This window comes from Gelidibacter gilvus (genome assembly GCF_004115975.1).
GTDB lineage: Bacteria > Bacteroidota > Bacteroidia > Flavobacteriales > Flavobacteriaceae > Gelidibacter > Gelidibacter gilvus.
The window spans coordinates 270,739-283,217 of the sequence record NZ_SDDZ01000001.1; the positions used below are offsets into that span (position 1 = coordinate 270,739).

Below are 12,479 nucleotides of genomic sequence, written 5' to 3' on the forward strand. Positions count from 1 at the left end.
TAGTTAGTTTATGAATTATAAGCCCAGGTAAGGTACACTGAACCCCAAGTAAAGCCGCCTCCGAAGGCCACAAATATCAATTTGTCGCCTTTTTTTAGTTGCTTTTCGTAGTCAAATAAGAGCAAGGGTAGCGTCGCAGATGTCGTATTTCCATATTTATGAATATTCACCATTACTTTACTATCATCAAGCTCTATTCTGTTTGCCGTGGCATCAATAATGCGTTTATTTGCTTGATGCGGCACCAACCAAGCAATATCATCTTTTTGTAGATTGTTTCTGACCAATATTTTTTCGGTCACGTCAGCCATATTAAAAACAGCTTTCTTAAAAACCATCTTCCCTTCTTGAAAAATATAGTGTTTTCCTTCGGCTATCGCTTCTGGTGTTGAGGGATAAGAAGAACCTCCATAGGTAGCCTGCAGGAATTCCCTTCCATCTCCATCACTTCTCAAAAGCTCATCCTGAAGACCAAAACCTTCTGTATTGGGTTCAAAAAGCGCAGCACCTGCACCATCTCCAAAAATAATACATGTGGCTCTATCTTTATAATTAATCATTGATGAGTTCTTATCCGCACCTATCAATAGGACTTTTGTATATTTCCCGGATTCAATATAACGAGCAGCTACAGACATTCCATATAAAAAACTAGAACATGCCGCTTCCAAATCAAATGAAAATGCATTTATAGCGCCAATTTGCGTAGCTGTATAGGCCGCCGTAGCAGCAGCCTTCATGTCTGGTGTGGCCGTAGCAACAATCACCAATTCTATTTCTTCCGGATTTAAACCTTTTTTATCTATGAGATCTTGAGCGGCTTTAATGGCTAAATAAGAAGTGCCTTTACCGTCTTCTTTGAGGATTCTTCGCTCTTTGATTCCTGTTCTACTGGTTATCCATTCATCATTCGTATCGACTAGGGTTTCCAAAATTTGGTTTGTCAACACATATTCAGGTACATATCCTCCTATGGCAGTAATTGCTGCAGTGATTCTACTCATCGTTTTGATTTAGAAATGACCCAAAATTTGACTAAAATCAGCCAAAAGCAGTAAATTATAGATGAATTTACTAATTATTTAGTCAAATATGATGCAAATTAAGTTGTTTTTAAGACTTTCAAAAATTAAACATAAAAAAAACGCCCAAGTGTGAGCGTTTTTTTGTATGCATGCATAGTAGTTATGCTAAATTTTCCTCTTTCTCAGAGTTGTCTATAAGCACTTGACCTCTGTAGTATAGTTTTCCTTCATGCCAATGAGCTCTATGGAATAAGTGTGCTTCCCCTGTAGTAGGACACGTTGCAATTGTAGGAACAACTGCTTTATAATGTGTTCTTCTTTTATCTCTTCTGGTTTTAGAAATTTTTCTTTTAGGATGTGCCATTTTATATCGTATTATTTATCCGTTAATAGTTTTTTTAATGTATTCCAACGAGGATCAATCTCCTCTGATTCTTCTTTTTCTTCTATGTCTTTTGGACTTAGTTCTTCTAATTTTGTAAGTATTTCTGATTTTAAGGTACCATCTTCTATTCCTGGATGGATGCGTTTTATCGGCATTGCCAAAATAATCAATTCATAAATGTACTGAGCCACATTGAGCTCAAATTCACCATGTGGAATGATTAAAATATTTTCATCTTCGTCATTGTACTCATCTCCAAAGTTTACAACCAAATTAAAATCATCGTCAATCGTTTGGTCGTAAGGCTCATTAGTGGTATCGCAATTAACATTTACCGTACCTGATGCTTCAAAATCCAATTCTAAGAGTGTTGCTTTCTTTTCAAAAAGCAAATTCACTTTCACATTGGCATCATTAAATTCATCATACCCAAAATCTTCAAAGAACTTTTTATCAATTTGATAATCAAAATGGTGCTTCCCTAATTTTAATCCTACAAATTGTATGTCATACTCTTTAAAGGGCTTCATGGTCGCATTCATTTTGAGGGTGCAAATATAGAAAATATTTCTTATTAGAAAAAAGCTATTAACAAAAAATGTTTACATCTTTTTTGTAGCCTTCTTTAGAGGATTTTTAGTGAGCTTTTTATATTCCTTTCTATTCTTATAAATCTGAATAGCAGTAAAAACCGCTGCTTTGAATGAACTTTCATCCGCTGTTCCCTTACCCGCGATTTCAAATGCAGTTCCGTGATCTGGAGAGGTTCGTATCTTGGTTAAACCTGCGGTATAATTAACACCTTCACCAAAAGTGATAGTCTTGAAAGGAATCAGCCCTTGATCGTGATAGGACGCAATAATAGCATCAAAATTTAAATAGTTTTTAGAACCAAAGAAACTATCCGCAGAATAAGGTCCGTAGACCAATTTACCTTTTTCCCTTATTTTCAGAAGCGTAGGTTTTAAGATTTCCTCATCTTCTTTTCCAATAACACCATTATCTCCGGCGTGGGGATTAATTCCCAAAACCGCAATTTTTGGTCTATTGACTCTAAAATCCTTGACTAAAGATTCATAAATAGTCTGGACTTTTTCTTCAATAAGTTTTGCAGTGATATGTTCCGGCACATCTTTAACCGGCACATGATCTGTAAGTAAACCCACCTTAAGCTTATCAGTAACCATAAACATCAGACTGTTCCCACCAAGTTCCTTAGCTAAATAATCTGTATGGCCTGGGAAATTAAAACTTTCCGATTGGATGGTCAATTTATTGATAGGCGCTGTTACCAATACATCAATATCATCGTTTTTTAAAGCTTCAGTGGCTTTTTCCAACGATTTAAAAGCATATTCTCCTGCTTTTAAATCCTCTTCTCCAAAAGCTATTTCAATAGTTTCTTTCCAAACATTCAAAACATTCACCTTTGCTTCAATCACCTGACTCAAGTCATTTATACCGTGAAAATTAATGCCACTGTCGAAATGTTTTTTAAAAAAGGACATGGTTTTTATAGATGCAAAAATTATAGGGGTACAAAACTCAAGCATTCTGGAATCCTCAAAAGTCTTCAAGATGATTTCAGCACCAATGCCATTCAAATCACCTATGGAAATCCCTACTCTAATTTGCTCTTCTTTTTTCATCCTAATTTTAATTATCTTGTACGATGCGCTTAAATGGAACAGTTTTCTAAATAGAAGATGATCCTCAATTTCTTAATAAAGCCTTATCTTTGTAAGCCATTATACAAATGCAAATTTAACTAATTATTCGACAATATGTTTACTGGAATCATTGAAGATTTAGGCGTGATCACAAATTTGGAACATGATCATGATAATCTTGACATCACCTTAAAGAGTAATTTCACTTCTGAATTAAAAGTTGACCAAAGTGTAGCCCATAATGGCGTATGCTTAACGGTAACTTCTTTAAATGGCTCGTTGTATACAGTTACAGCAATTAGAGAAACACTCAACAAAACCAATTTGGGCGGATTGAAAATTGATGATCAGGTGAACTTGGAGCGTGCCATGAAGCTTGGCGACAGATTAGACGGTCATATTGTACAAGGCCATGTGGACCAAACGGCCACTTGCAAATCTATTGAATTTCAAAATGGAAGTTGGTTATTCACTTTTGAATACGATGCATCCTTAAATAACATTACCATTGAAAAAGGGTCTATTACAGTAAATGGTGTGAGCTTAACGGTAGTAAACAGTCAGAAAAATGAATTTAGCGTCGCTATTATCCCTTATACCTACGAACACACAACATTTAAGTTTTTAGAAAAAAACAGTCTCGTGAACTTAGAATTTGATGTTCTTGGGAAATATATTAAACGACTTTATGAACTGAAAATCTAAGCTTGAGTATGCTTTTTTGAATACTTCACAATTATATAAATTCCATATATAAGCGCAGCAACGAATAAAACAATCAATCCATCATCAATTGGCAAACCTGGAGGTGGAGTCGCACCTTGTGGAGGCGGAGGGCCTGAACCCCCACCAGCACTATTTTGAGCTACGCCCGGAATACTGATTAATATCAATAAGATAATAGCGGTAGTTTTCAAGTTAGGTTTGATCATTATGTTGTAAATGTATAAAAAAAAGTGAATTAACAAAATAAAAAACAAAAAAAAACATCCATGAAATGCAAGTTTCCTCGATAAAGTGCATGGCGTTTTTCTTAAATTGCTATTAATTCACTATACCAAATATATCTATTTTTAGCATACGCCTTCAGATACATAAAAAATTTATTTAAAAATAGCTACAATTTATAACGCAAACAATTATCAGTTCGTATTTTAGTCAGAATGCAGAAAACATCCGACAAAAGTAATTGAGGGCTTATTTTGGAAGTCAGCGCATTAATCTATGTCCAAGAATCTCTTCAGGGTGAGAATCAAATTCACAAGTTTTTAAAAATTATGATTGACTATTCTTTCGACACCCTTTTGTTCAATTGGATAACATTGGCTAATGTTTTGATCAATCTATCGTGATTCTTTACAAACGGATTGGTTTCATCCCAAACATAACCCGCCAAAACCGCACAGATCTGTTTTTTAATATCGGGATTGTCTGTTCCTTCAAAAAAGATGGTCTGTAAATTCCCCGTGTACCATTCCTTAACATAGGAAGCAAATACTGAAACCCCCTTTTTCATATACTCAGCATACTCCTTTTCCCAGTCGACAGATTCATTTTGCAATTCTTTGGTGATTAATTTTGCAGCTTTTAATCCCGATTCCGTGGCAAAAGTAACTCCGGATGAAAATACAGGATCCAAAAACTCTGCGCTATTTCCTGTTAAGGCATAACCTTTCCCATAAAGTTGGGTCACGGATTTAGAATAATTCTGAATGATTTTAGGTTCAAATAGAAAATCAACATCTTTAAATCGTTCATAATAATAGGACGACTCTTTTAGCATTTCAGAAAGTCGCTCTTCGGGTGTGCCTTCAAAACTGTTGATGAAATCCGTTTTTCCTACAAACCCAATACTTGTATTGCCATTGCTGAATGGAATGACCCAAAACCAAGTATCAGTATCGAGTACATCGAAAGTTATAAATGTACCTTCCGTCCCAGCTGGGCGTTCAAGCTCTTTAACATGACTGAATATAGAGGAATGTTCGGGAATTGATGATGGTTTGTCAAGATTTAATAGTCTCGGCAAGACCCGTCCGTAACCACTGGAGTCAATAATAAACTTTGCATGAACTTCAAATGTTTCATCATTTTCAGTTTTTACCGTGGTTTGCGATGACCCATTTTTATTGAACTCTACCGAAATGACTTCTTGTTTAAAGGCGATGTCTACCCCTTTTCTTTTCAATTCTTCTGTAAGTGCATAATCAAAATCAGCTCTTGGGGCTTGCCAAGTCCAATCATATCCTTGCGTATACTTTTCACTAAAATCAAACTCGCAAATAGTGTCGCCCTTTATAAATCTTGCACCGCTTTTAACTTCAAAGTTTTGGGCAATCAAGCAGTCCAATAAATCGACCTCTTCAAAATGGTCCATACATCTCGGCAATAAACTTTCACCAATCACAAAACGAGGGAAAACACTCTTTTCAATCACTTTAACATTGACACCATGCTTGTTTAAATAAGCGGCGGCAACGCAACCTGAAGGTCCTGCACCGATAATCAAAACATCAACCTTAACATCCTTCATAGAGCAAATGGATTTAAACGATTTATTATTTTACATTTGTAGCACAAAAATAACCACTTTACTTCTGGATATTGAACTATTTAAAAACATTGTGAACCCAATCTGAATGTTAGTACTTAATGGAACCTTAGGAATCAAAGATTTTCAAAAAATTTTATTTGGTAATCTATCGATTCAAATCGAAGATAATGTTGTTGAAAAGGTCGAAGAGAGCTTCGAATTTTTAAAGACATTTTCAGAAAATAAGATTATTTACGGTGTCAACACGGGCTTTGGTCCGATGGCGCAGTATAAAATTGAAGATTCAGAGCGCAAACAGCTTCAGTATAACCTCATCAGAAGCCATGCTTCGGGAACTGGAAATCTAATTCCGCCATTGTATGTCAAAGCAGCCATGTTGGCGCGACTGAACACCCTGTGTTTAGGGAATTCAGGGGTACACAAATCGGTTATAGAACTGATGGTCCAATTGATCAATAAAGATATCACTCCGGTTATTTATGAACATGGCGGCGTTGGTGCCAGTGGCGATTTGGTACAATTAGCTCACTTGGCTTTGGTGATGATTGGTGAAGGTGAGGTCCTTTATAAAGGTGAAAAACATCCGACAGAATTTGCCTTCAAAAAAGAAAACTTACAACCCATTTCCGTAGAACTTCGTGAAGGCATTGCTCTTATGAATGGTACTTCAGTGATGACGGGTATCGGCATTGTAAATACTATTTACACGCGCAAGCTTTTAAATTGGATGATTAAGGCGTCTTCAGCCATTAATGAAATTGTGAGCGCCTATGACGACCACCTTTCTTTTGAATTGAACCAATCAAAAAAACATAGAGGACAACGTGAGATTGCAAAACTCATGCGTGACCATTTAAAGGATAGCAGCTTAATTAAAAAACGCGAACACCATTTATATAATGACGTCAAAAATGTAGCGTTCTTTGAAGATAAGGTCCAGGAATATTATTCTTTACGCTGCGTGCCACAAATTTTAGGTCCCGTTTTGGATACACTAAATACGGTAGAAGCGATTTTAATCGAAGAAGTCAATTCTGCAAACGACAATCCAATAATTGATGTGAAAAATCAAAATGTATACCATGGCGGGAATTTTCATGGGGATTATGTGTCCTTAGAAATGGACAAGCTAAAATTGGTAGTGACTAAAACGTCTATGTTAGCAGAGGGCCAATTAAATTACCTGCTCAATCCAAATCTCAATAGAATTTTGCCACCATTTGTCAATCTGGGAAAACTCGGATTGAATTTTGGAATGCAAGGCGTTCAATTTACAGCGACCTCAACTACGGCGGAGAATCAAATGCTATCCAATCCAATGTATGTGCACAGTATTCCTAACAATAATGACAACCAGGACATTGTTAGCATGGGTACCAACGCCGCTTTAATTACAAAAAAAGTGATTGAAAACGCATTCGAGGTACTCGCTATTGAGTTGATCACCATTACACAAGCCATTGAATACTTGAACGTAAAAGATAAAGTATCCACAAAAACAAAGCAGCTGTATGATGATATTCGTGCCATTGTTCCAATATTTAAGGAGGATGTGGTGATGTATCCTTATGTGAATGCGGTGAAGAATTTTCTTATTGATCAATGAGAATAAGGTGTCCCGTGGATGTCGGAGTCATCTAAAAGGTGTCCCGCGGATTGCACAGATCGGGGCAGAGGTAATCTTCAAAAAAAACAACTTTATCGTTTAAGAGGAAAGGAACAATAAAATAATTCCAATAAATTTTACAAACCAACTCAGAAACGATCCGTGAAAATCTGCGTGATCAGCGGGAAAAAAAATTAATTCCCGCAGATGTCGCTGATCGGCGCAGAGGAGATCTACTAAAAATTACTTTATTGATTAAGAGAAAAGAAAACTAAAAAATGAAATCAATAAGTTTTACAAACCAACTCAGAAACAATCCGCGTGATTAACGGGAGATAAAAAATTAAAAAGACAATCCTCAAAACCTTTCCCACATATTCCGTAGATTAGGATCGAAATGATCCGCGAAAATCTGCGCGATCTGCGGGAGAAAAAAACAATCAATGTCCAAACAGCACAAATACGCACTAATCACCGGAGGTTCCAGAGGCATCGGAAAAGCCATCTGTATCCAACTTGCCAAAGATTCAGAATATCATATTCTCATCAATTATAACAGTAATAAAGAAGCTGCACTCCAAACCTTAACTGAAGTGGAAGCTGTTGGCGGTTCTGGTCAAATCATCCAATTTGATGTTTCCAATATTGAAAACGTTCAGAATGCTTTAAATACTTGGCAAGAACAACAATCTGATGCGATTATTGAGGTTTTGGTAAATAATGCCGGGATTACAAAAGACGGACTTTTTATGTGGATGAAACCTCAGGAATGGAACGACGTCATCAACATCAGTCTCAACGGATTCTTCAATGTGACCAACCATTTAATAGAAAAGATGTTATTAAACCGTTACGGTCGCATCATTAATATGGTGTCCATTTCTGGACTGAAAGGTGTTTCTGGGCAGACCAATTATTCGGCTGCAAAAGGTGCTGTTATTGCCGCTACAAAATCATTGGCTCAAGAAGTTGCCAAACGCAATGTTACGGTGAATGCTGTAGCTCCTGGTTTTATCAAAACTGACATGACGGAAGATCTAGATGAAGCAAGTCTTAAAAAGATGATCCCCGCCAATAGGTTTGGGAATCCTGAAGAAGTAGCACATTTGGTCGCCTTCTTGGCATCAAAAAAAGCATCCTATATAACTGGAGAAGTCATCGGTATAACTGGTGGCGTGCACTAAAGCACTTGGCAATCTCTGAACCGAAAAATTCATGTAAATTTGATGCTATAATAATGCGCTTAAATCAAAAGCTTAAACTTCACAATTACAATGGCAGAGTGGGATGGTAAATCGAGGGGGACTGTTTTCGGTTTTAAGGTCTTTGTGTTTTTTATAAAGAACTTCGGGATTAACCCCGCCTACGCATTAATGCATCTTCCTGTGCCCTACTTCTGTTTATTTTCGGGTAAAAACGTCAGAGGTTTACGGTTGTATTTTAGAAAGAGATTGGGCTATTCTCGTTTTAAAACCATGATCAGCATCTACAAAACGTACTATACATTTGGTCAGACCTTAGTTGATAAAATAGCCATCTCATCTGGTTTAAGAAGTGATTATACCTACGAATTTAACGGAGAAGTCAAAATTTCTGAAGTGTTGGAAATGAATAAAGGTGGCATTTTAATCAGTGCGCACATTGGAAATTTTGAGTTGGCGCAATACTTCTTCAAGGAACGACTAGCCAAAGATTCCATAAGTATTGTCATCACGGATCAAGACCATGAAGATATTAAAGACTATTTAGGGCAGTTCGTTAAAAAAGAGACGCATTTTATAGTGGTCAAAGACGATTTATCCCATATTTTTGAAATCAATGCGGCATTGGCGCAAAACAGAATCATTTGTATTGCCGGAGATCGTTATTTGGACAACACGAAATGTTTGGAGGAAACACTTTTAGGAAAGAAAGCAAAATTTCCATTGGGTCCTTTTTATTTGGCAAACCGTTTAAATGTGCCTGTATTATTTGTGTATGTGATGCGCGAACCAAAACGTCATTACCATTTATATGCGCAGTGGGTTGATTACAAACAAGGCGACATAAATAACCTATTAAAAAAATATACCGAAAGCGTAGAACAAATGGTCCATAAATATCCGTTGCAGTGGTTCAATTTTTATGATTTTTGGGAGGACAAAAAATGAAAGCATTAGAAATTCCTATTACCGATCTCGATAGTATTAAAAAACTGATTCCACATCGTGAACCGATGATTATGGTCGATTCGTTGTTGGAATTCAATGATGGAGAAGCACTCGTTGGCTTTACTATTTTAAAAGATAATATTTTTCTGAACAATGATGAATTTTCAGAAACAGGATTGATTGAACACATGGCGCAAGCAGCCGCCTTATATATCGGATTCAAAAATCACACAAAAGAGCAAAGTGCAAAAGAAGGATTCATCGCTTCCATAAAAAAACTAAATATCCAAATGCTACCAAAAGTAGATCAAGTGATAACAACCGAGGTCTCCATTATTCACGAAATTATGCACATGTCCACGGTTAAACTTTCTACCTTTAGCAATGGTATTGAAATTGCCAACGCCCAAATGAACACCGTTCTCAAAGAAGACGAATGAAAAAGTCAAAACAAGAAAACTCCACATTAAAATTTTCCCATCAAATCAGAGTACGATTTAATGAAGTTGATTCAATGCACGTTGTTTGGCATGGGAATTATGTGAAATATTTCGAAGATGGACGTGAAGCTTTCGGAAGGGCATTTGATTTATCTTATTTAGATGCCAAAAAACACGGTTTTGCAATTCCGATTGTAAAAATGTCCTTAGAATACAAATTACCTTTGCGCTATGGCGAAGTAGCCACCATTGAAACTATCTATTTAAATTCACGAGCTGCAAAAATCGTGTTCTCCTATCGCATAAAAAACGAAAACGGTCAAACGGTTTGCACTGGCGAAACCACTCAAGTTTTCACCAATTCTGAAGTTGGAGACATGTCATTAAATCTGCCTGAATTTTATAAAGACTGGAAACAAAAACACGGATTACTGTATGACTAAGTGTTATTTGTCATATCATAATATCACCTCGTCATTGGGATTTGACACGATTACCGTTTTCAATCATCTCAAAAACAAGAAAAGTGGAATCCAACTCGTGGAAGATTCCACCCGATTTTACAAACCGTTTTATGGTGCTGTAATTCCAACCGAAACATTAGACTCCGCATTTAAAACCTTAAAAACTCTAACTGAATTCACCCATTTAGAAAAAATGCTGATATTATCGCTTTCTAAGACGATAAAAGCGTCGGGCATTGAAATCAATAATCGCGTCGGACTCATTATTTCTACCACCAAGGGAAATATTGATGTTTTAGAAGATCAAAATCACTTTCCAAAAGAACGTGCTTATTTGGGGCAATTAGGGCAAATCATCAAAGATTATTTCAATTTTAAAAATGATGCTCTTGTAATTTCCAATGCTTGTGTTTCTGGTATTTTATCCGTTGCGATCGCAAAACGTTACCTCAAAGAAGGTATTTATGACCACATCTTTATCGTCGCTGGAGACTTGATTTCTGATTTTGTGCTTTCGGGTTTCAACTCGTTTCACGCTATGAGTGACGCTCATTGCCGTCCTTATGATCAAGATCGTACAGGGATTAATTTAGGTGAAGCGGCTGTCAGTGTTTTAGTAACTTCAGACAAAAATCATCTATCTGATGATGCCGTAGAAATCTTGGGAGAAGGGAGTTGCAATGATGCCAATCACATTTCCGGACCCTCACGCACTGGCGAAGGCTTGTTCAGAAGCATCACGACGGCATTGAAAGAAGCACATATCACCCCAAATGAAATCGATTATCTTTCATCTCACGGCACTGCAACATTATTTAATGACGAAATGGAAGCCATTGCTATTGATAGATTAGGATTAAACCATACGCCATTAAATAGTTTAAAAGGCTATTTTGGGCATACATTGGGCGCATCTGGTTTGTTGGAAACCATTATCGGGATGCAATCTTTACATCAAAACACCTTAATTGCTTCCGCAGGATTTAAAACTTTAGGCGTTTCAAAACCGCTCCATATTATTACAGAAACAACACCAAAAAAATTACAAACATTTTTAAAAACCGCATCTGGATTTGGAGGTTGCAATACTGCTGTCCTTTTCAGAAAAGTATCCTAATAATTTATGACAAAAAAAACAATTAGAGCCGCAGATGCCTTATTGGAAGCACAAAAAATAGCTTTCGCACCTTTTATATTTCAATCGTCAGTAACTTTAAAAAAATTAGGGGTATTTGACCTGATTTTTGATAGTCGCGACCAAGGAGGCATTACCATTGATGATCTTTCTGAAAAACTATCTATCAGTCGCTACGGACTTGGGGTACTTCTCGAACTTTCCGAAAGTGCGGATATCGTTTATAAATCTGAAAATGGCACCTTCGAACTTACGAAAACCGGCTACTTTCTAAATTATAATAAAGCGGTCAATGTCAACCTCAACTTTACACATGATGTGTGCTATAAAGGTCTTTTCCATTTAGATAAAGCTATTGAAACTGGCAAACCTTCTGGATTAAAAGAGTTGGGACCATGGGATACTATTTATGAAGGGCTTTCGCAATTAACACCTCAAGAGCAACAATCGTGGTTTGAATTTGACCATTATTATTCAGACGGCATTTTTGAAGAAGCTTTAGAACGCGTTTTCAAAAATCAGCCAAAACTCTTGTTTGACATCGGTGGAAATACCGGAAAGTTTGCATTGCAATGTTTTAATTATGACGAAGAAATCGAGGTTAAAATCATCGATCTACCCGGACAATTAAATAAAGCCTTAAAAAACATTCAAAATGCGGGATTTGAAAATCGCATCAGCGGACAGGAAATTAATTGGCTAAAACCCAATCCGAAAATCCCTGCAGGTGCTGATGTGATTTGGATGAGTCAGTTTTTGGATTGTTTTTCAGAAGATGAAATCCTTAAGATTTTATCCACTTGTGTCTCTTCAATGAATGATAGCACAGAATTGATTATCATTGAAACATTTACAGATCGTCAAGAATTCCCCATGTCAAAATTCATTTTGGAAGCCACATCGCTATATTTTACGGTAATGGCCAATGGCAACAGCAAAATGTATCCGTCTACGGTATTTGAAAGTTTGATACAAAAAGCGGGGTTGACTATTACTGAAGATTTAAAACTCGGAGAATATCACACGATGTTTGTTTGTAAAAAAGAATAA

General features: G+C 36.5%; 14 protein-coding genes. 8 read left to right on the plus strand and 6 right to left on the minus strand.

Annotated features, from left to right (window positions below):
- Positions 1-8: 8 nt before the first annotated feature.
- From ESZ48_RS01190 to pdxA, 4 genes are all read right to left on the minus strand, one after another.
- Entirely contained in the window at positions 9-1,004 is a 996-nt protein-coding gene (locus tag ESZ48_RS01190; protein ID WP_129015479.1) for a beta-ketoacyl-ACP synthase III, read from the minus strand.
- Between the two features lie 181 nt (positions 1,005-1,185).
- Complete coding sequence (gene rpmF, locus ESZ48_RS01195; RefSeq protein WP_066430995.1) at positions 1,186-1,389, minus strand: 50S ribosomal protein L32; 204 nt, start codon at positions 1,387-1,389, stop codon at positions 1,186-1,188.
- Positions 1,390-1,400: 11 nt separating this feature from the next.
- The gene (locus tag ESZ48_RS01200; protein ID WP_129015480.1) at positions 1,401-1,940 is read right to left on the minus strand and encodes a YceD family protein; all 540 of its coding nucleotides are present in this window, start codon (positions 1,938-1,940) and stop codon (positions 1,401-1,403) included.
- A 72-nt stretch (positions 1,941-2,012) separates the two neighbouring features.
- Complete coding sequence (gene pdxA, locus ESZ48_RS01205) at positions 2,013-3,059, minus strand: 4-hydroxythreonine-4-phosphate dehydrogenase PdxA (RefSeq protein ID WP_129015481.1); 1,047 nt, start codon at positions 3,057-3,059, stop codon at positions 2,013-2,015.
- A 135-nt stretch (positions 3,060-3,194) separates the two neighbouring features.
- Between pdxA and ESZ48_RS01210 the strand changes: the two genes are divergently transcribed.
- Positions 3,195-3,785, plus strand: coding sequence for a riboflavin synthase (locus ESZ48_RS01210; protein WP_129015482.1), 591 nt, complete (start codon positions 3,195-3,197; stop codon positions 3,783-3,785).
- On the opposite strand, the gene ESZ48_RS01215 is transcribed toward ESZ48_RS01210, so the two are convergent.
- Both ESZ48_RS01215 and ESZ48_RS01220 read right to left on the minus strand, forming a co-directional pair.
- A complete protein-coding gene (locus ESZ48_RS01215) occupies positions 3,782-4,012 on the minus strand; it encodes a hypothetical protein (protein WP_223266323.1) in 231 nt (76 codons plus the stop codon). The two genes, ESZ48_RS01210 and ESZ48_RS01215, sit on opposite strands and share 4 nt — an antisense overlap.
- A gap of 353 nt (positions 4,013-4,365) precedes the next feature.
- Entirely contained in the window at positions 4,366-5,613 is a 1,248-nt protein-coding gene (locus ESZ48_RS01220; protein WP_129015483.1) for an NAD(P)/FAD-dependent oxidoreductase, read from the minus strand.
- Between the two features lie 106 nt (positions 5,614-5,719).
- On the opposite strand from ESZ48_RS01220, the gene ESZ48_RS01225 reads away from it, so the two are divergent.
- The 7 genes from ESZ48_RS01225 to ESZ48_RS01255 all read left to right on the plus strand — a co-directional run bounded on the left by ESZ48_RS01225 (position 5,720) and on the right by ESZ48_RS01255 (position 12,479).
- Positions 5,720-7,240 (plus strand): HAL/PAL/TAL family ammonia-lyase, encoded by a 1,521-nt coding sequence (locus tag ESZ48_RS01225; protein WP_129015484.1) that lies wholly within the window; start codon positions 5,720-5,722, stop codon positions 7,238-7,240.
- Positions 7,241-7,683: 443 nt separating this feature from the next.
- Positions 7,684-8,424 (plus strand): 3-oxoacyl-ACP reductase FabG, encoded by a 741-nt coding sequence (fabG, locus tag ESZ48_RS01230; RefSeq protein WP_129015485.1) that lies wholly within the window; start codon positions 7,684-7,686, stop codon positions 8,422-8,424.
- Between the two features lie 90 nt (positions 8,425-8,514).
- Positions 8,515-9,390, plus strand: a complete 876-nt coding sequence (locus tag ESZ48_RS01235) for an LpxL/LpxP family acyltransferase (protein ID WP_129015486.1) — start codon at positions 8,515-8,517, stop codon at positions 9,388-9,390.
- Positions 9,387-9,830, plus strand: a complete 444-nt coding sequence (locus ESZ48_RS01240; protein WP_129015487.1) for a hypothetical protein — start codon at positions 9,387-9,389, stop codon at positions 9,828-9,830. The genes ESZ48_RS01235 and ESZ48_RS01240 overlap by 4 nt, the downstream gene beginning before the upstream one ends.
- Positions 9,827-10,273 (plus strand): acyl-CoA thioesterase, encoded by a 447-nt coding sequence (locus ESZ48_RS01245; protein WP_129015488.1) that lies wholly within the window; start codon positions 9,827-9,829, stop codon positions 10,271-10,273. The genes ESZ48_RS01240 and ESZ48_RS01245 overlap by 4 nt, the downstream gene beginning before the upstream one ends.
- Positions 10,266-11,411, plus strand: a complete 1,146-nt coding sequence (locus ESZ48_RS01250) for a beta-ketoacyl synthase N-terminal-like domain-containing protein (RefSeq protein ID WP_129015489.1) — start codon at positions 10,266-10,268, stop codon at positions 11,409-11,411. Before ESZ48_RS01245 ends, ESZ48_RS01250 begins: the two co-directional genes overlap by 8 nt.
- Before the next feature lie 6 nt (positions 11,412-11,417).
- Positions 11,418-12,479 carry a methyltransferase gene (locus tag ESZ48_RS01255; RefSeq protein WP_129015490.1) on the plus strand — a complete coding sequence of 354 codons (1,062 nt, stop codon included), beginning with the start codon at positions 11,418-11,420 and terminating at the stop codon, positions 12,477-12,479.

Coding starts and splice junctions, on each gene's coding strand:
- ESZ48_RS01190 (WP_129015479.1), bottom strand. CDS start 1,004: ATGAGTAGAATCACTGCAGCAATTACTGCCATAGGAGGATATGTACCT.
- rpmF (WP_066430995.1), bottom strand. CDS start 1,389: ATGGCACATCCTAAAAGAAAAATTTCTAAAACCAGAAGAGATAAAAGA.
- ESZ48_RS01200 (WP_129015480.1), bottom strand. CDS start 1,940: ATGAAGCCCTTTAAAGAGTATGACATACAATTTGTAGGATTAAAATTA.
- pdxA (WP_129015481.1), bottom strand. CDS start 3,059: ATGAAAAAAGAAGAGCAAATTAGAGTAGGGATTTCCATAGGTGATTTG.
- ESZ48_RS01210 (WP_129015482.1), top strand. CDS start 3,195: ATGTTTACTGGAATCATTGAAGATTTAGGCGTGATCACAAATTTGGAA.
- ESZ48_RS01215 (WP_223266323.1), bottom strand. CDS start 4,012: ATGATCAAACCTAACTTGAAAACTACCGCTATTATCTTATTGATATTA.
- ESZ48_RS01220 (WP_129015483.1), bottom strand. CDS start 5,613: ATGAAGGATGTTAAGGTTGATGTTTTGATTATCGGTGCAGGACCTTCA.
- ESZ48_RS01225 (WP_129015484.1), top strand. CDS start 5,720: ATGTTAGTACTTAATGGAACCTTAGGAATCAAAGATTTTCAAAAAATT.
- fabG (WP_129015485.1), top strand. CDS start 7,684: ATGTCCAAACAGCACAAATACGCACTAATCACCGGAGGTTCCAGAGGC.
- ESZ48_RS01235 (WP_129015486.1), top strand. CDS start 8,515: ATGGCAGAGTGGGATGGTAAATCGAGGGGGACTGTTTTCGGTTTTAAG.
- ESZ48_RS01240 (WP_129015487.1), top strand. CDS start 9,387: ATGAAAGCATTAGAAATTCCTATTACCGATCTCGATAGTATTAAAAAA.
- ESZ48_RS01245 (WP_129015488.1), top strand. CDS start 9,827: ATGAAAAAGTCAAAACAAGAAAACTCCACATTAAAATTTTCCCATCAA.
- ESZ48_RS01250 (WP_129015489.1), top strand. CDS start 10,266: ATGACTAAGTGTTATTTGTCATATCATAATATCACCTCGTCATTGGGA.
- ESZ48_RS01255 (WP_129015490.1), top strand. CDS start 11,418: ATGACAAAAAAAACAATTAGAGCCGCAGATGCCTTATTGGAAGCACAA.